We start from the raw sequence: 16,758 nt of genomic DNA, 5'->3' as shown, positions 1-16,758 counted from the left end.
ATGGAATCCAAGGACAAGACACGCAAGACGACGAAGATCGGCACGGTCATCGGGAAAACGATGAAAAAGACCGTTAAAGTCCAGGTTGTCCGCCAGGTCCGGCATCCCTTATACAAGAAATCCGTCAAGCTGAGGACCTCCTTTCTTGTTCACGACGAATTCGAGAAATGCAATATCGGGGATGTCGTCCGCATTGTCGAGACCCGGCCGATCAGCAAGAAAAAACACTGGCGGGTCATGAACATCGTGGGATTGAGCGCCGAGCCCGGACAACCCTTGGGAGAGGATAAGCAGCCATGATACAAATGCGCACCATGCTCAAGGTGGCCGATAATTCCGGCGCTCGGAAGATCCAGGCCATCACGCCCCTGGGAGGGAGCGTCGGACGGACGGCCCGGCTGGGGGACATCATATCGGCCACCGTCAAGGAGGCCGAACCCGAAAGCAAGATCCCCAAGGGCAAGGTTGTCCGGGCGGTCGTTGTTCGGACCAGGAAGGAATTGCGCCGCAAGGACGGCTCCTACATCCGTTTCGAGGACAATGCGGCGGTCATCATCGACAAGGCCAATGAACCCGTGGGGACCCGCGTATTCGGTCCCGTGGCCCGGGAATTGAGGGACAGGCGCTTCATGAAGATCGTCTCCCTGGCTCCGGAGGTGCTGTGATGCCGGCGCTCAAAGTCCACGTGCGGAAAAACGACATGGTGATGGTCCGGACGGGTAAAGACAAGGGCAAGACCGGGAAAGTTCTGAAGGTCATCCCCGAGAAAAACCGGATCATTGTCGAGAAAATCAACTTTGTCAAGGAATTCATCCGGCCGGACAGGAGCAAGAACATCCAGGGCGGTATCATGGAGAAAGAAGCGCCCATCCCGGCCTCCCGGGTCATGATTTATTGCGAAGAATGCGGTCAGGGCGTAAGAGCCCGGACGAAGGTGCTGCCGGACGGCACACGCGCCCGAAGTTGCGGCCGATGTTCCACACCCCTGGAAAAGACGAAGTGAGGAAACCCCGATGAATCGCCTGCAAGAGAAATACAGAAACGAGATCCTGGCGGAACTCCGGGAGGAACTGGGAATTGCCAACAGCATGGCTGTCCCCCGCCTGGAGAAGATCGTCGTCAACATGGGTGTCGGCGATGCCCTTCAGAACATCAAGCTCCTGGATACGGCCAAGGCCGAGTTGAGCCTGATCACAGGCCAGGCTCCGGCCATCGGGCGGGCCAAGAAATCCATCTCCTCCTTCAAGCTGCGCCAGGGCCAGGCCATCGCCTGCTACGTGACCCTGAGACGAAAAAAGATGTACGAGTTTTTCGATCGCCTGGTCAATATCGTGCTTCCCCGGGTCCGCGACTTCCGGGGCGTTCCTCCGGGAGCCTTCGACGGCCGCGGCAACTACACCCTGGGCCTGAGGGACCAGCTGGTGTTTCCCGAAATCGACTATACCAAGGTGGATCGTCCCCGCGGGATGAATATCACCATCGTGACGACGGCGAAAACGGACGGAAACGCGCATGCGCTTCTCAAGAAGCTGGGCATGCCGTTTCGCGAGTCTTGATAAAGGAAGGGCAAATTGTCAACGACAGCATGGATGGCCAAATATCTGAAGACGCCCAAGTTCGCAATCCGGCGGAAACGGCGTTGTCACAAGTGCGGGCGCGCCCGGGGCACTTACCGGAAATTCGACCTCTGCCGGCTCTGTTTCAGGGAGCTGGCTCTCAAGGGCGAGATTCCCGGCATCACCAAGGCGTCCTGGTAGGATTGAGCGAAAGGATAAGGTTATGAGTCACACGGATCCCATTGCCGATATGCTGACCCGCCTGCGCAATGCCGCCCGGTCCCGCAAAAGAGAAGTCGTCATGCCGTCTTCCCGGATGAAGATTGAAATCGCCAAAATCCTCAAGGATGAGGGATACATCCGCAATTTCAAGGTCCTTGATGATGCCAAGCAGGGCGTGTTGACCCTGATGCTGAAATACGGTGAGGACAATGCCAGCGTGATCACCGGTCTCCGGAGGATCAGCCGTCCAGGCTGTCGCGTTTACTGCACCAAGGAATCCATCCCCCAGGTGCTGGGGGGGATCGGTCTGGCCGTGATCTCCACATCCCGGGGCATCGTCGGCGGGAAGGCATGCGAAGAACTGGGCTTGGGAGGCGAGGTCGTCTGCTACGTCTGGTAAGACACCGCGAGAGGATAAGGACATGTCGAGAGTCGGAAAACAGCCCATAGCGGTTCCACCGGGAGTGAAAGTGACCATCGAGGCCGGAGAGATCACGTTCGAAGGCCCCAAGGGAAAGATGTCGTCTCCGATCTATGAGGGAATCGAAGCCCGTCTCGAGGACAACATCTTGCTCTTGACCCGGAGGGACGAAACCCAGGCCGTTCGATCCCGGCACGGATTGTGCCGTTCGCTGGCCCAGAACGCCCTTCTGGGCGTCTCCGTGGGATTTGTCAAACAGCTTGAGATTTTGGGCGTCGGTTACCGCGCCAAAATCGAAAACAACAAATTGGAGATGAGCCTGGGTTATTCCCGGCCCGTGATCTTCGAGATTCCGGAAGGCGTCGAAATCACGGCCGAGAAACCGACGCTTCTCACCGTCCGCGGGATCGACAAACAAAAAGTCGGGCAAGTGGCCGAGGACATCAAGAAGCATCGCCGACCGGATCCCTATAAACAGAAAGGCATCCGTTATGTCGGAGAAAAGCTCATCAAGAAAGAACGCAAAGCAGGAGTGACCGGTGGATAAGAACAAGCTGGCAAAGAGAGAGATCCGGCGCGGCCGGCTGCGCAAGCGGATCCGGGCCAAGATCAAGGGAACGGCGGATCGACCCCGGCTTCATGTTTTCAAGAGCAATGTCTATGTTTATACCCAGGTGATCGATGACCAGACTCATCAGGTCTTGGCGACGGCGTCCACCCAGGAGAAAGACTTCAAGGACAAAGGCCGGAGCGGAAAGAACAAGGAAGCCTGTAATCTGTTGGGTGAGATCCTGGCCGGCCGGTTGAAAGAGCGCCGCATCGAGAGCGTTGTCTTCGACCGCGGCATCTATCCCTATCACGGCCGTGTCAAGGCTTTGGCTGAGGCAATGAGGAAAGAAGGCATCCGTTTTTGACCCGGGGTCCCTTCTAAGGAGGACTGAGCGTGAGAGATCGAACCTATCGTAGACCCGGAGCCGAACCCGAAGACTTGGAGTTCAAGGATCAGGTCATTTCCATCCGCCGGGTGACCAAAGTCGTCAAGGGCGGCAAGAACATGAGCTTTTCGGCGCTGGTCGCCGTCGGGGATGAAAAAGGCCGTGTCGGCATCGGCAAGGGGAAAGCGCGGGAAGTCCCCCAAGCCATCGCCAAGGGGGTCGAGTCCGCAAAGAAAAATTTATACCAGGTCCCGTTGGCCGATACGACGATTCCTCACCTGGTCAAGGGCGAAGTCGATGCCGGAGTCGTGGTGCTCCGGCCGGCGGCCAAAGGAACGGGGGTCATCGCCGGAGGCGCCGTGCGCGTGATTATGCAGCTTGCGGGCATCAAGGATGTCCTTACGAAGTCCATCCGCAGCAATAATCCCATATCCGTCTCTCATGCGACCATGGACGCCCTGAAGAAGCTTAAAAATCCCGAAACCGCCGCCGCCGGCCGGGTGAAGAGCCGGGTGTCGTTATGATAAAGATCACGCTGGTCAGGAGTCCGATCGGATATCCCCGGAACCAAAGGGAAGTCATCAAAGGACTTGGGCTTCGCAAGCTGCAATCCTCCGTCATTCGTGAGGATCGGCCGGAGATTCGAGGCATGATCCGGAAGATCACCCATTTGCTGAAAGTGGAGGCTGTGGAAGAATCATGAGTCTCAATAAACTGCGTCCCGAACCCGGTTCAAGGAAAAACAAAAGAAGACGGGGCCGCGGACCCGGCTCGGGCCGGGGCAAGACGTCGGGCCGCGGGCACAAGGGCCAGCTCTCCGGAGCCGGATTCACCCAGAAGCGCGGTTTCGAGGGCGGGCAGATGCCCCTGGTCCGCCGCATCCCCAAGCGGGGGTTCACCAACATTTTTCGGGTAGAATATCAGGCGGTCAATGTCGAGCGGCTGAACGCCTTGCCCAGCGATGAGATCGGTCTTGAGGCCATGAAAAAAGCCGGTCTGATCCGGGGGAAAAAACCGCTCGTCAAAATCCTCGGCCGCGGGGAACTCCAGTCCGCCCGGACAATCCGGGCCCATGCCTTTTCGCAGACGGCCGTGAAAAAAATCGAGGAGGCGGGCGGCAAGGCCGTCGTTATCGGGTCGGAAAATGCTTGAGAGTATCCGCAACATCTTCAGTATTCCTGAACTGAGAAAACGGGTGATTTTCACCCTGGCCATCCTGGCCGTTTACAGGATCGGCGCCCAGATCCCCACTCCGGGGATATCCGCCGCCGCATTGGCCGAGTTCTGGCAGGCGCAGAGAGGTTCCATTCTCGGGTTTATCGATCTTTTTTCCGGGAGAAACATGTCCCGGATGACGATCTTCGCCCTGGGCATCATGCCCTATATCAGCTCGTCCATCATTCTGCAGCTTCTCCAGGTCGTCTGGCCTTACCTGGAGAGGTTGTCCAAGGAAGGAGAGCTGGGGCGGAAAAAAATCACGCAGTATACCCGATATGGAACGATCGCCATCTGTCTCATTCAGGGATTCGGCATTTCCTTCTTTTTACAGGCCCTGAGGAGTCCCGGCGGTGCGGCCATCGTTCCCAACCCCGGCCTCGGGTTCCAGCTTCTGACCGTGCTGACCCTGACCACGGGCACGGTTTTCATCATGTGGCTCGGCGAACAGATCTCTGAGCGTGGGATCGGCAACGGCATTTCCCTCATCATTTTCGCCGGGATTGTCGTCGAATTTCCAAGGGGTGTCGGCAGCGCCGTCACCGGCCTGCGCACCGGCAGCATGGACCCGCTCCGTCTGATCTTCCTCGTCGCCCTGATGCTGGCCGTTGTGGCCTTTATCGTGTTCGTCGAGAGAGGCCAGCGCCGCATTCCCGTATCCTATGCCAAGCGGGTCATCGGCCGCAAGGTTTACGGCGGTCAGAGTACCCATCTGCCGCTGCGCGTCAACACCGGAGGCGTCATTCCGATCATTTTCGCCGCCGCCATCATCACCCTTCCTCAGACCATCGCCCAGGCCATCAAAGCGCCCGTTTTCCAGACGATCGCCCAGCAGTTCAACCTGGGGATGCCGCTCTACATCCTGACTTATGTCGCGGCCATCATCTTCTTCACCTATTTCTACATCTCGATCATCTTCAACCCTTCGGATGTGGCCGACAACCTGCGCAAGTACGGCGGATTCATCCCGGGCATCCGGCCCGGAAAAAACACCTCCGACTACATTGACGGCATCCTGTCCCGCATTACGCTGGCCGGCGCCGTTTATCTGGCCGCAATCGCCATCATGCCCGAGTTCATGATGACCGGCGTCAAGGTCGGAGCTCTGCCCTGGATCGGCGATGCGCTGGAAGCCAATCTGCCCCGCTGGTTCACACAGGGCTTGAATATCGATTTCTATTTCGGCGGAACCTCGATTCTCATCGTCGTCGGCGTGGCCATGGACACGCTCCAGCAGATCGAAGCCCAGCTCGTCATGCGCCATTACGACGGCTTCATGCGACGGAGCCGGATCAAAGGGAGACGGGGATGAGGATCATCCTCCTCGGTCCGCCCGGAGGCGGCAAGGGAACCCAGGGCGGCCTCATCGAGGCGGCCTGGGGATTTCCCCGGATCTCCACGGGAGATCTCCTCCGGCGTGCCGTCCGGGACAGGACCCCCCTGGGCTTGAAGGCGGAAGACCGCATGAATTCCGGCGAACTCGTGGAGGATGAGCTGGTTCTCGAACTCGTCAGAGAACGGATCGCCCGGGGCGATTGTGCCGATGGGTATGTTCTGGACGGTTTCCCGCGAACGGTTCCCCAGGCCGAAGGCCTGGAGGCCCTGGATGCCGGACGTTCGGAAATCGCTCTGGATATTGCGGTGGATGAAGAGGCCATGATCCATAGACTCTCGCGCCGCCTTGTCTGCCCGGAGTGCGATGCCGTCTTCAATCCGGCCGTCAAGGAAACGAAACAGCCCGGAGCCTGCGATGCCTGCGGGGCGGAACTCGTCCGTCGACCGGATGATGCCCCAGAGGTTGTGGCCGAGAGGCTCAAGGTCTACAGAAACGGCATCGAGCCACTCTTGGCACATTATCGGAATCGGAACACCCTGGTCCGCATTGACGGATCGGGGAGCGTAGATGAGGTTTTTTCCCGGATCCAAATCGTTCTGGCTCCCCGGTTGCAGAACAGGACGGCCGGACGAGGCGCGTCATGATTGTTTTGAAATCCGGGAGAGAAATCGCCGCCATGCGGAAGAGCAACAGAATTGTGGCCCGCGTTCTGGCCGAGCTTCGGCCGATGATCCGGCCGGGCGTCGAAACCCGGGTTCTGGACGCCTATGCCGACGCCCGGGCGAGAGAGTTCGGGTCCGTTCCCGCATTCAAGGGCTACCGGGGTTATCCCGCAGCGCTTTGCGTTTCCGTCAATGACGAAATCGTACACGGCATTCCCTCATCACGCGAGCTTCAGGAAGGGGATATCGTCAGTCTGGATTTCGGAGTTTTGTGCGAAGGGTTTTATGGGGATGCCGCCGTCACCGTTCCCGTGGGACACGTCGCCGCGGCGGACTTGAGACTGATCCGGGCTGCGGAAAAAGCCTTTTATTACGGTCTGGATAAGGTTCGACCGGGCTGCCGATTGTCCGATGTTTCCGCAGCCGTTCAGGACTCCGTCGAACGCGAAGGCTTTTCCGTGATCCGCCAGTTTGTCGGCCATGGCATCGGGAGATCCCTCCACGAGGAACCGCAGGTTCCCAATTTCGGAAGTCCCGGACGGGGACCGAAGATCAAGCCGGGAATGACCCTGGCCATTGAACCCATGATCGCTGCAGGCGGGTGGGAGGCCGATGTTCTGGAGGATGGCTGGACGGCCGTCACCCGGGATGGAAGCCGGGCCGCCCACTACGAACACACCGTGGCCGTCACCGAAAATGGTGTCGAAATCCTGAGCCTCGACGACGGGGCTGAAGAGTTTTGCGCCCCTGAGGCCGCCTTCCGGGAGAGGAATCCCCATGCCTAAACCTGATGTTTATGAGACCGAAGGTGTTGTGCTGGAGACGCTCCCCAATGCCATGTTTCGTGTCGAACTGGCCAACAAGCACGTCATCCTGGCTCACATTTCGGGGAAAATGCGGAAGTATTTCATCCGCATCCTGCCGGGAGACAGGGTCTTGGTGGAACTGTCCCCCTATGACCTGACCAAGGGGCGCATCACTTATAGGTACAAGTAGAGGATCAAAGCCATGAAAGTCAGAGCATCTGTGAAAAGGATCTGCAGAAACTGCAAAATCGTCAGGAGGAAGGGCGAGGTGCGCGTCATCTGCTCCAATCCGAGGCACAAACAAAAACAAGGATAAGACGAGGTCACTATGGCAAGAATCGCGGGCATCACGCTTCCCACCGAGAAGAACATCGGCATCGGTCTGACTTACATCTACGGAATCGGGCGCTCCAAATCCCTTCGGATTCTCAAGGAAGCCCGAATCGACGAAAACAAGAAAATCAAGGACTTGTCCGAGGACGAAGTCAACAAAATCCGCCAGATCATTGAAAAGACGGAAAAAATCGAGGGCGATCTTCGGAAAGACGTCACGATGGACATCAAACGTCTGATCGATATCAGTTCCTACCGCGGCATGCGCCACAAACGGAAACTCCCGGTCCGCGGGCAGAGAACCAAGACCAATGCCCGGACCCGAAAAGGCCCCCGCGGCCATGCGATCAAGAAAGCCGGCAAGGATAAAAAGTAAGAGATCCTGACGAAAGGGAACGACCATGGCCAAACCAAAAGCCAAAACAAAAAAGAAAAAAGTCAGGAAGGATATCGGATTCGGTACGGCCTATATCCAATCCACTTTTAACAACACCGTGATCACCATCACCGATCAGACAGGACACACCGTCTGCTGGTCCAGTTCCGGAACGTCGGGGTTCAAGGGTGCCCGCAAGGGAACGCCCTATGCGGCCCAGCTGGCGGCCCGGGATGTGGCGAACAAGGCCAAGGATTTCGGCGTCCGCTATGTGGATGTGCGGGTCAAGGGCCCCGGTGCGGGCCGTGAATCGTCCATCCGCGCCCTGCAGTCGGCGGGCCTGGAAATCCGATCCATCAAGGATGTCACGCCCATTCCCCACAACGGCTGTCGACCGCGGCGTCGGCGCCGGGTCTGAGCGGACGGAGAAAAGGAGACCATCATGGCGAGATCGAGCCAGCCTGATTGCCGGATATGCCGGGTCGAAAAGACGAAGCTCTTCCTGAAGGGGCCCAAATGCCAGACGGACAAATGCGCCATCGAACGAAGGGCCTATCCGCCGGGGCAGCACGGACGAGCCCGGAGAAGGGTTCTGGGGTATGCCATTCAGCTCAGGGAAAAGCAGAAAGTGAAAAGATTTTACGGCATGTCCGAGGAGCAGTTCCGGCTGTTTTTCGACCGGGCGGAACGCCATAAGGGCGTCACCGGGGAAAACCTTCTGAGCCTTCTGGAGCGACGTCTGGATAATGTCCTTCATGTCATGGGTTTTTCGCTGTCCCGGGCCCATGCCCGGCAACTTGTGGCCCACGGACATGTGCTGGTCAACGATCGAAAAGTGAATATCCCGTCCTTCCTGGTCAAGGAGGGGGATCTCATTCTGTTCCGGGAGAGATCGATCAAGAGCGAGGACATCAAGGCCGTCGCGGCGGCGCACAGCGGCAAAACCGTTCCGGCCTGGCTTGAGGTCGACAGGGACGGCCTGAAAGGCCGTGTGCTGTCGTTGCCCAAGCGCGAAGACGTGACGCTGCCCGTCGAGGAGCATCTGATCGTCGAGCTGTACTCGAAATAAGAACGGAACACCGCGGGGACGCGAAAAAATCCCGCGAGGAGGACACATGGCAGAAACCGGTTTTGTGAAACCCAAATTCCTGGACGGCAACCCCGAAACGCAGACGGAAAAGTACGGCCGTTTCCAGGCCCAGCCTTTTGAACGCGGATACGGCGTCACCGTGGGAAACGCTCTGCGGCGCATCCTTCTGTCGTCGATCCCGGGGGCCGCGATAACGGCCGTCCGCATTCAGGGCGTTCTCCACGAATTTTCCACCATCCCCGGCGTCGTCGAGGATGTCACCGACATTCTCCTCAATCTCAAGAGCATCCCGCTCAAGATGAAAGGGAAGAAACCGGTTCGGATGACCCTCAAGATCGAAGGTCCGGCCGAAGTGAAATCGTCCGACATCACCTGTGAATCGGGCGTCGAAATTCTCGATCCGAATCTGACCATCGCCCACCTCGATGCCGACGGCCGTCTGGACATCGAAATGATCGTCAAAAACGGCCGGGGCTACATCCCCGCCGACAGGAATTTCGACGAAGAATTGAGCGTGGATTTCATTCCTCTCGATTCGTCGCATTCTCCGGTTCTCAAGTCCAATTACAAGGTCGAACCCGCCCGCGTCGGCAAACGCATCGATTACGAAAGCCTGACCCTGGAGGTCTGGACGACGGGCGCGGTGCGCCCGGCTCAAGCCCTGTCCCAGGCGGCCCAATTGCTTCGCGACCATCTCATCATTTTCCTGGATGTCGTCGACGAGCCGCTTTCGGACAAACAGTCCTCTCCCAAGGGAGGCGACATCCCGCATTTCTATCAGGCGGATGTCCTGGCCAAATCCATCGAACATCTCGAACTGTCCGTCCGATCCAACAACTGCCTGCGGGCGGCCGGTCTCGATCGCATCGTCGATCTCGTTCAGAAATCGGAAGACGAGCTTCTCAAAACAAAAAATTTCGGTCGCAAATCTCTGGCGGAAATCAAGGAAACTTTGAATAAGATCGGTTTGGGATTGAGCCTCGATCTGCACCCGACGCTGCTCGAACGCGTTCAGGCGGAGCTCAAGGACGAACATGCCGAAAAGGAGACGGAGGAATGAGGCATCAAGTCAAGCGGGGACATTTGGGCAGGACGACCTCTCATCGGAGGGCCTTGCTCCGCAATCTGGTCACCTCGTTCCTGGAAAAGGAGCGGATGAGGACGACTTTGGCCAAGGCCCGGGCCACCCGGCCGATAGCTGAAAAAATGATCACGCTGGCCAAGAGAAACACCCTCCATTCCCGAAGGCAGGCCTTGAGTTACATGATGAAGGAATCCGTGGTCACCAAACTGTTCGCTGAAATCGGGCCGCGTTTCACGGAACGGCCGGGCGGGTATACGCGGATCGTCAAGCTGGAACCCCGGCTGGGCGACGGTGCGGAGATGGCCATGCTGGAGCTCATCGGTTCCGAATTCAAGAAAAAGGCCAAAAAAAAGAAAGCCAAAACTCCCGCGGCGGCCAAAACCAAGTAGAATCTCTGCTTTCATCCGGTGCCCCAGCCATTGAGCATTCAGGCTCGATCTTCCGGTCTTCTGGACGCCATCGGCAAAACGCCCCTTGTCGAATTGTCCCGTTCGACAAAGGGGGAAGCGTTTCGGATCTGGGCCAAACTGGAATACCTCAACCCCGGCGGAAGCATCAAGGACCGCATCGCCCTCCATATGGTCGAAAAAGCCGAGCGCGAAGGGCGGCTCAAGTCGGGGGACATTCTTCTCGAAAACAGTTCCGGGAATACGGCCATGGGCTTGGCTCTCGTCGCCCTGCAGAAAGGCTATCGCTGCCGCATCGTCATTCGGGATACGACCAGCCGGGAGAAAATCCGTATGCTTCAGCATCTCGGTGTGGAGGTCGTCCAGGTGGACGCATCGCTTTCTCCCGACGATGACAAATCCTACAATCAATATGCCCGGGTCCTGGCCGCCCAATCCCCGGAACTCTTTTATGTCGATCAGCACAACAATCTCGATAACAACGAGGCACACTACTTGACGACCGGTCCGGAAATCTGGCAACAGATGGAGGGCCGAATCGATTGTCTGGTGGTCGGGATCGGAACCGGCGGCACGATCTGTGGGGCGGGACGGTATCTTAAGGAGAGGGATCCGGCGATCCGGACCGTCGGCGTTGATCCTTCGGGATCGGTTTTCTATGATTATTTTCACTCTCAGACGATGATTCCTCCCCGGAGATATCATCTTGAAGGCCTGGGCGACGAATTCATTCTGCCGACGGTGGAATGGGAATACATCGATGATATCCTTCGCATCGACGATCAGACGGCTTTCGAATGGACATTGCGTCTGGCCCGGACCGAGGGGATCATTGCCGGAGGATCGAGCGGCGCCGCCTTATGGGGGGCTTTCGAAGCGACCCGCCGGTTGGGGCCGGACGCCCGCATCGTGACGGTTTTTCCGGACTCGGGCTACAAATACTGCAGCTCAATCTACAAATAAACGGAATTATGTGGTGCCGGAGCGGATGACTAGCCGCTGCCCGACATTGATGCCGTCGCCCTGAAGTCCGTTATCGGCCTTGATCTGCTGAACGGTCGTGTTGTAGAGGCGAGCCAGCTGAAAAAGTGTGTCGCCCGCCCTGACGGTGTGGGTCACCGAGCCTCCCGGCGGCGGAGGCGAAGGTTTGGCCGTGGCCGGCTGACCGGCGACGGCCCCGGGGATTTTCAACCGCTGGCCCGGATGGATCAACCGTGAATTCTTCAGCGAGTTCAGCCGGACGATGGCGGCGACGCTGGTCCGGTAACGGCGGGCGATGCCTCCCAGGGTTTCTCCGCTTCTTACGGAATGCCAGCTGAAAACGGCTTCGGGCGGCACATATCGGGAGAGGGAGGGAAGGGCGGCCACAACCCGTTCGCCGCTTCCCGTCGGGACTTTCAAATGATACTCGGTATCCGGGGTGGAATCGTGACGGAGTTCCGGATTCAACTGGGTGAGATCATGCGGGCCGAGACCGAGTGCGGCGGATAAAGCCGTCAGCTTGACGGGTTTGTCGATGCGGATGGTTTCGAATTGAAGAGGCGGATCGGGTTCCGGCAGGACGAATCCATATTTCTCGGGATTTTCAATGATCAGGTTGACGGCGATAAACCGGGGGACGAAACGGGCCGTTTCGAAGGGGAGTCTGTTGAAAAGATCCCAGAAGTTGTCCAGATAGTCGATATGCTGGGAGCGGATGACGCTTTGAACGCGGAATTCTCCGCAATTGTAGGATGCCAGGGCTGTTGTCCAATCTCCGAATAAACCATGAAGCTCGGACAGGTACTTGACGGCGGCCTGCGTGGCTTTTAGAGGATCCATACGCTCGTCGATCCATTTGTCACGTTTAAGCCCGAACCGGGTGCCGGTGGATGAGATGAACTGCCAGAGACCGAGCGCGCGGGCCCGTGACAGCGCCCGGACTTTGAAGCCGCTTTCGATCAGAGGCAGCCAGGCGATTTCGTCGGGGAGGCCGCCTTTCCGCAACTCCTCAAGGATCATGCTCCGATATTGACCGGATCTTTTGTAGGACTCCAGAAAAAACTGCCGTTCCCGATTCTGGAAGGATTGGATCTCCCTGAGAACATTCGGATTTTCGACGAGCGGGATAGTCTTGTGATTTTCGCCCGCCGGCATCAACCGGGAGGCGTAGATCTGCTGAATCCGCTGAGCGATCAGCAGCCGCAATCCGTCCTTCTCCTGACTGAACGGAGAATCGGGAGCGGTATTGATCTCGATGATTACGGCGTAGGCATCGTCGAGCCGCTGGAGCGCCCGGTCGAGATCCTCGGACTCCCATGCGAATTGGGCGTCCTGAAATGCGGCCAACGCTTCTTCAAGCCGGGCGCCGGCCTCTGCATCCGATGTGGTTGTTCTTTCCCGGGACGGGCGGTCGGCGAAGGTCTCTTCACCCGCCGGATCCGGGAGATCGCATTCCTCGATCACGAGATCGGCGGGAGGGAGAACTTCGCCGGCGGGTGTTTCGAGAGCGGGAACGTCGCCCGGTGCGGGCGCTTGATGGGCCGGTTTCCGTTTTCCGGATGCGCATCCGCCCATCGCGAGCACAAGCACCAAAAAGAAGGGAAGACATGTTTCCTTGAAATATCTCATTGTCCCTGGAATTTTATAACAAGCCATACCGTCCGGTCAAACGTTTTTGCGATGCCAGTTCCAGGCGGTTTCGAGAATGTTCTCGATGTCGGAATGCCTGGGAATCCAGCCCAGCTCGGACTCCGCTTTGTCGCGTGAAGCCAGGAGGACCGGGACGTCTCCCGGCCGCCTCGGCACAGCAAAGTAGGGAATGACCGACCCGGTTACGGACTCCGCTTTTCGGATGATTTCCAAAACCGAATACCCCCGGTTCGTTCCCAGGTTGACGGCGCCTCCCGGATATCCGGCCATCAGGGCCTTGAGGCCTTCGACATGGGCCCGGGCCAGATCGGTGACGTGGATGTAATCGCGGACGGCCGTGCCGTCGGGGGTGGGGAAGTCCGTTCCGAAAACCTCGAGACGGGGAACGCGGCCGAGGACGGACAGCAGGATGTTGGGGATCAGATGGGTCTCGGGATCGTGGCTTTCGCCCATTTCCCCGGAGGGGTCGGCGCCGGCGGCGTTGAAATACCGCAGGGAGAGGGATTTTAATCCGTAAGCCCGGCCGTAGTCCGCAAGGATGTTTTCGACGACGGCCTTGGTTCTACCGTAGGGATTGGCGGGCGCGATAGGATGATTTTCCGCGATGGGTGTTTCGTGCGGCACCCCGTAGACGGCCGCGCTCGAGGAAAAGATGACATGTTCCACCCCGAAATCGACGGCGGCCCCGATGAGATTGAGGCTCGAAACGAGGTTCTGGACATAGTACCGGGCCGGGTCCCGGGTGGACTCTCCGACCTGGATGAGGGACGCGAAATGAAAAACCGCGCCGAAAGTGTTTCCGGCAAACACCGCTTCGACGTCGGCCTTGTCCATGAGATCTCCGGGGACGATCCGGTGTCCGCGGATGAAGTCTCTCCTTCCCGTTGAAAAGTTGTCCAAGACGCAGACCTCAAAGCCTTCCTCGGCCAGGGCCTTGACGGTGTGAGCCCCGATATAGCCGGCTCCCCCCGCGACAAGAACATTCATGCCTTTTTCCCTTCCAGCAAACGTCGGGCCGCTTCCATTCCCGCGGCTTTCGTTTCGAAGACCCCGTCGAGCTGCAGCGTGTGAAGCTTTTTCAGGATCCGCCCCATCGCCGGTCCGGGAGCGACACCGAGGCCGATCAGGTCCCGACCCATAATGAGCGGCCGGATGGTTTCGCTGTCAATCCGGAATTCGCGGAATTTCCGGAACAACCAGCGGGCCTCCCGGTCCAAACCCCGGACAAGCTTGTTTTGCCGTCCGGCCCTGTCGGCGGCGTCCAGAATGATGGGGAGATCGAAATCGCCTCCCACATCCGCGGCCAGGCGGTTGAAGGCTTTGCGGGTCACATCATCCCGGTTGGCCCAGATTTCCGAGGCCCGGTGGTGGGCGCCGATAAGCCGGGGGACCGTTTTTTCAATATCCCAGCCTCCCCAGGATACGATGCGATGGCGGGTCAGAACTTTGCGGGCGATACGCTCGGAGACCCTGTCATGTCCACGCGAGGTGACGGTTATCCGTCCTCTTCTGAATTCCCGGCGCGTCGTGGACGCCTTGCCGGCGTCGTGATATATCGCGGCAAGGAGAAGGCTGAGCCGTTTTCCGTCCGGCCATTCCGATGTCCGGACCAGGGACTGAGCCTGATCGACCGTCAGAAGGGTATGTCCCCAGACCGTATGGTGTCCGTCGGCGTCGGTCTCGGGGTGAAAGACGGCATCCTGAATGGTCAGGGAGAGGGCATAGAGTTCGGGGAAAAGTTTTTCAACCCCACCCAAACGGAGCAGTTCTTCGAGGCCGCGAGAGGGCCGCCGGGAGTCAAGAAGAATCCGGAAAAACTCTTCGTTGACGCGTTCGATGGACAGCCCGGACAGATCGATATCCCGGGACAAGTCATAAATTTCGGGATCGATTCGGAATCCCAGAACCGAGGCGAAACGCGCCGCCCGCAGAACGCGCAGGGGATCGTCGGGAAACGCTCCGGGATTGGTCAAACGGAGTCGGCCCGCCCTGGCGTCTGAAGCCCCGCCGAAGGGATCGATGAGACATCCGTCGGCAAGGCGCAGCGCCATGCTGTTGCAACGGAAATCCCTGCGGGACAGGTCTGTTTCAATGGGAAGGTTGGGGTCGGTGGCGATTTCGAAATCCTTGTGGCCCCGTTCCGCCGCCGGACGAGGCGTGTCGATCCGGGGGAGGGCGACGTCATACGTTTTCCCTCCGGTCGTAAATTTGATCACCCCGAAACTCCGGCCCACGAGATCCACGCGGCCCCGGCTTTCGAGTTTTCGGACAACGGCTTCGACGGAGTTACGGGCGACCAGGATGTCGACTTCGGGAGACGGCCGCTTCCGGATGAGATCCCGGACATAGCCTCCGACGGCGTAGATGTTTCCGCCGAAAAGACGGATGAAAAGCCGCTTGTCCTTGAAATCGAAGTCCGGCATGTCGTCGATCAGGGTTTCAAATCTCAATTGTCCCGGGGGAATTTGGCCAGAATGTCGGAGACGGCGCTCTTGTGGGTTACGAACATCAGGGTCTTCATCCGGATGTAATCGTCGCGAAGAAACATGTATCCGGCATGACGGCCTTCGAAGGCCGTTTTCCAGGAGTCCTTGATCAGGAACCAGGAACCCTTTCCGCCGTAATCCTTGTATCCCGTGCAGTGGACGGCGTGGTCGTCGGTCGTCGAGCCGTAGGCGAAACGGATTTCCCGGGCGGCGGCGTCGATATGGCTGGCCGGGATATCGAAAGTTGGAATGACCGCGGCGTCTTCGGCCGGGACGTATCCGGGTTCGGTGAAATCGATGGACAGAGTCGCGGTATATCCCCGGCGCAGCGCCCGGAGAAGAGTCAGGTAAAATTCGTGAAGGGGAAGGTTGTGGTAATCCGCCGCACGGCTCCAATTATCGGGGACGTCGAACTCTCCCCGCGTATGCACGGGAAGAGCCAGGGTGCTGATGAAAGCGACATAGTCGTCGGGATTGAGGCCGAGTTCCCGCGTGAGATATTCGCGGGGTGTGAGGGATCGTCCGTCGACGGTGATGCGATCCGGCGGACGTCCCAGGACACGGTCCAGCACGCCCCGCACTTCGGACACGGCCTTGTCTTCGTTCCAGTCTTCGCGCGATGCCAGATCATGCAGCCGTTTGCGGATCTCGCTGAAGAGTTCGGAATGATCGTGTTCGGTGAGGCCGGAGGGAAGGCCCGGATAATCTTCATGCCGGACAAGACCGTAAGTTTTGATTCTTTGAAGAGCCGAATCGGGTTGCGATCCCTGGCCCAGAAAGGATTTTCCCCGTTCCCGGATGAAGCGCCGGGCCTTGTCGACATATTCCCAGTAGACGGTGTGCATTTCCGAGAGCTTCACGGGTTCCCGGCCGAGGCGCCGGAGATCGGACTCCAGAAGAGATGTGGCGGCGAAAGCCCAGCACGTTCCGGTTTCTCCCTGGGGAACGGGAGGAAGGTGGAAGAGATTGGTGAATTCGGCGGGATGGCCCGGTTTCTCAAGATCCGCCATGTTCATGATCAGGGCAGGCGGTTGCCCTTCGTCGCGGACGATATAGACGGCCTCATCGCGGGCCGTGAATGTGATGGCTCTTCGTCGCGAGGCTCCCTCATCTCTCCGGCAGGCCGCGGCCGCGGCAAGGACGACGGAGACCAGAACGAACAGAGCGAAATAACGACGCGGTTTCATGGCCACCTCCT

Annotated in this window: 26 protein-coding genes; 22 read left to right on the top strand and 4 right to left on the bottom strand. The window is 58.6% G+C overall.

Annotated features, from left to right (window positions below):
* The 22 genes from rpsQ to SCM96_01440 are packed head-to-tail and all read left to right on the top strand — an operon-like array spanning nucleotide 1 to nucleotide 11,406.
* Nucleotides 1-300, top strand: coding sequence for a 30S ribosomal protein S17 (gene rpsQ, locus SCM96_01545; GenBank protein MDW7759308.1), 300 nt, complete (start codon nucleotides 1-3; stop codon nucleotides 298-300).
* The gene (gene rplN / locus SCM96_01540) at nucleotides 297-665 is read left to right on the top strand and encodes a 50S ribosomal protein L14 (protein MDW7759307.1); all 369 of its coding nucleotides are present in this window, start codon (nucleotides 297-299) and stop codon (nucleotides 663-665) included. The genes rpsQ and rplN overlap by 4 nt, the downstream gene beginning before the upstream one ends.
* The gene (gene rplX / locus SCM96_01535) at nucleotides 665-1,003 is read left to right on the top strand and encodes a 50S ribosomal protein L24 (protein ID MDW7759306.1); all 339 of its coding nucleotides are present in this window, start codon (nucleotides 665-667) and stop codon (nucleotides 1,001-1,003) included. The genes rplN and rplX overlap by 1 nt, the downstream gene beginning before the upstream one ends.
* A gap of 10 nt (nucleotides 1,004-1,013) precedes the next feature.
* Nucleotides 1,014-1,556, top strand: coding sequence for a 50S ribosomal protein L5 (gene rplE, locus SCM96_01530; GenBank protein ID MDW7759305.1), 543 nt, complete (start codon nucleotides 1,014-1,016; stop codon nucleotides 1,554-1,556).
* A gap of 15 nt (nucleotides 1,557-1,571) precedes the next feature.
* Nucleotides 1,572-1,757 carry a type Z 30S ribosomal protein S14 gene (locus tag SCM96_01525; protein MDW7759304.1) on the top strand — a complete coding sequence of 62 codons (186 nt, stop codon included), beginning with the start codon at nucleotides 1,572-1,574 and terminating at the stop codon, nucleotides 1,755-1,757.
* Nucleotides 1,758-1,779: 22 nt separating this feature from the next.
* Nucleotides 1,780-2,178 (top strand): 30S ribosomal protein S8, encoded by a 399-nt coding sequence (rpsH, locus tag SCM96_01520; GenBank protein ID MDW7759303.1) that lies wholly within the window; start codon nucleotides 1,780-1,782, stop codon nucleotides 2,176-2,178.
* 22 nt (nucleotides 2,179-2,200) lie between these two features.
* Nucleotides 2,201-2,746 (top strand): 50S ribosomal protein L6, encoded by a 546-nt coding sequence (rplF, locus tag SCM96_01515; protein MDW7759302.1) that lies wholly within the window; start codon nucleotides 2,201-2,203, stop codon nucleotides 2,744-2,746.
* On the top strand, nucleotides 2,739-3,113 hold the full coding sequence (gene rplR, locus SCM96_01510) for a 50S ribosomal protein L18 (GenBank protein MDW7759301.1): 375 nt from the start codon (nucleotides 2,739-2,741) through the stop codon (nucleotides 3,111-3,113). Before rplF ends, rplR begins: the two co-directional genes overlap by 8 nt.
* Before the next feature lie 29 nt (nucleotides 3,114-3,142).
* Nucleotides 3,143-3,658, top strand: coding sequence for a 30S ribosomal protein S5 (rpsE, locus tag SCM96_01505; protein ID MDW7759300.1), 516 nt, complete (start codon nucleotides 3,143-3,145; stop codon nucleotides 3,656-3,658).
* On the top strand, nucleotides 3,655-3,837 hold the full coding sequence (rpmD, locus tag SCM96_01500; protein ID MDW7759299.1) for a 50S ribosomal protein L30: 183 nt from the start codon (nucleotides 3,655-3,657) through the stop codon (nucleotides 3,835-3,837). Before rpsE ends, rpmD begins: the two co-directional genes overlap by 4 nt.
* Nucleotides 3,834-4,286, top strand: a complete 453-nt coding sequence (rplO, locus tag SCM96_01495) for a 50S ribosomal protein L15 (GenBank protein ID MDW7759298.1) — start codon at nucleotides 3,834-3,836, stop codon at nucleotides 4,284-4,286. Before rpmD ends, rplO begins: the two co-directional genes overlap by 4 nt.
* Nucleotides 4,279-5,661, top strand: coding sequence for a preprotein translocase subunit SecY (gene secY, locus SCM96_01490; GenBank protein ID MDW7759297.1), 1,383 nt, complete (start codon nucleotides 4,279-4,281; stop codon nucleotides 5,659-5,661). Before rplO ends, secY begins: the two co-directional genes overlap by 8 nt.
* The gene (locus SCM96_01485) at nucleotides 5,658-6,329 is read left to right on the top strand and encodes an adenylate kinase (GenBank protein MDW7759296.1); all 672 of its coding nucleotides are present in this window, start codon (nucleotides 5,658-5,660) and stop codon (nucleotides 6,327-6,329) included. The genes secY and SCM96_01485 overlap by 4 nt, the downstream gene beginning before the upstream one ends.
* On the top strand, nucleotides 6,326-7,132 hold the full coding sequence (gene map / locus SCM96_01480) for a type I methionyl aminopeptidase (GenBank protein ID MDW7759295.1): 807 nt from the start codon (nucleotides 6,326-6,328) through the stop codon (nucleotides 7,130-7,132). Before SCM96_01485 ends, map begins: the two co-directional genes overlap by 4 nt.
* Nucleotides 7,125-7,343, top strand: a complete 219-nt coding sequence (infA, locus tag SCM96_01475; GenBank protein MDW7759294.1) for a translation initiation factor IF-1 — start codon at nucleotides 7,125-7,127, stop codon at nucleotides 7,341-7,343. Before map ends, infA begins: the two co-directional genes overlap by 8 nt.
* A 12-nt stretch (nucleotides 7,344-7,355) precedes the next feature.
* Entirely contained in the window at nucleotides 7,356-7,469 is a 114-nt protein-coding gene (gene rpmJ / locus SCM96_01470; protein ID MDW7759293.1) for a 50S ribosomal protein L36, read from the top strand.
* A gap of 12 nt (nucleotides 7,470-7,481) precedes the next feature.
* The gene (gene rpsM / locus SCM96_01465; GenBank protein ID MDW7759292.1) at nucleotides 7,482-7,862 is read left to right on the top strand and encodes a 30S ribosomal protein S13; all 381 of its coding nucleotides are present in this window, start codon (nucleotides 7,482-7,484) and stop codon (nucleotides 7,860-7,862) included.
* A gap of 25 nt (nucleotides 7,863-7,887) precedes the next feature.
* Entirely contained in the window at nucleotides 7,888-8,280 is a 393-nt protein-coding gene (gene rpsK, locus SCM96_01460; protein ID MDW7759291.1) for a 30S ribosomal protein S11, read from the top strand.
* A gap of 24 nt (nucleotides 8,281-8,304) precedes the next feature.
* On the top strand, nucleotides 8,305-8,931 hold the full coding sequence (gene rpsD / locus SCM96_01455) for a 30S ribosomal protein S4 (protein ID MDW7759290.1): 627 nt from the start codon (nucleotides 8,305-8,307) through the stop codon (nucleotides 8,929-8,931).
* A gap of 46 nt (nucleotides 8,932-8,977) precedes the next feature.
* Nucleotides 8,978-10,012, top strand: coding sequence for a DNA-directed RNA polymerase subunit alpha (locus SCM96_01450; GenBank protein ID MDW7759289.1), 1,035 nt, complete (start codon nucleotides 8,978-8,980; stop codon nucleotides 10,010-10,012).
* The gene (gene rplQ / locus SCM96_01445; protein ID MDW7759288.1) at nucleotides 10,009-10,425 is read left to right on the top strand and encodes a 50S ribosomal protein L17; all 417 of its coding nucleotides are present in this window, start codon (nucleotides 10,009-10,011) and stop codon (nucleotides 10,423-10,425) included. The genes SCM96_01450 and rplQ overlap by 4 nt, the downstream gene beginning before the upstream one ends.
* 30 nt (nucleotides 10,426-10,455) lie before the next feature.
* A complete protein-coding gene (locus SCM96_01440) occupies nucleotides 10,456-11,406 on the top strand; it encodes a cysteine synthase family protein (GenBank protein MDW7759287.1) in 951 nt (316 codons plus the stop codon).
* 6 nt (nucleotides 11,407-11,412) lie between these two features.
* Here the strand turns inward: SCM96_01440 and SCM96_01435 are convergent, their stop codons facing one another.
* Genes SCM96_01435 through SCM96_01420 form a run of 4 tightly spaced genes read right to left on the bottom strand, consistent with a single transcriptional unit; the run spans nucleotide 11,413 to nucleotide 16,747 of the window.
* Nucleotides 11,413-13,053 (bottom strand): LysM peptidoglycan-binding domain-containing protein, encoded by a 1,641-nt coding sequence (locus tag SCM96_01435; protein MDW7759286.1) that lies wholly within the window; start codon nucleotides 13,051-13,053, stop codon nucleotides 11,413-11,415.
* Between the two features lie 36 nt (nucleotides 13,054-13,089).
* A complete protein-coding gene (gene galE, locus SCM96_01430; GenBank protein ID MDW7759285.1) occupies nucleotides 13,090-14,061 on the bottom strand; it encodes a UDP-glucose 4-epimerase GalE in 972 nt (323 codons plus the stop codon).
* Nucleotides 14,058-15,524, bottom strand: coding sequence for an HD domain-containing protein (locus tag SCM96_01425; GenBank protein ID MDW7759284.1), 1,467 nt, complete (start codon nucleotides 15,522-15,524; stop codon nucleotides 14,058-14,060). Before SCM96_01425 ends, galE begins: the two co-directional genes overlap by 4 nt.
* Nucleotides 15,521-16,747 (bottom strand): peptidase C1, encoded by a 1,227-nt coding sequence (locus SCM96_01420; GenBank protein ID MDW7759283.1) that lies wholly within the window; start codon nucleotides 16,745-16,747, stop codon nucleotides 15,521-15,523. The genes SCM96_01425 and SCM96_01420 overlap by 4 nt, the downstream gene beginning before the upstream one ends.
* Between the last annotated feature and the right edge of the window lie 11 nt (nucleotides 16,748-16,758).

Source organism: Acidobacteriota bacterium (assembly GCA_033549365.1).
Lineage (GTDB): Bacteria > Acidobacteriota > Aminicenantia > Aminicenantales > Saccharicenantaceae > JAWSUF01.
Note: the sequence above shows the minus strand (reverse complement) of the source record. Positions and strands in the feature narration are given on the sequence as shown.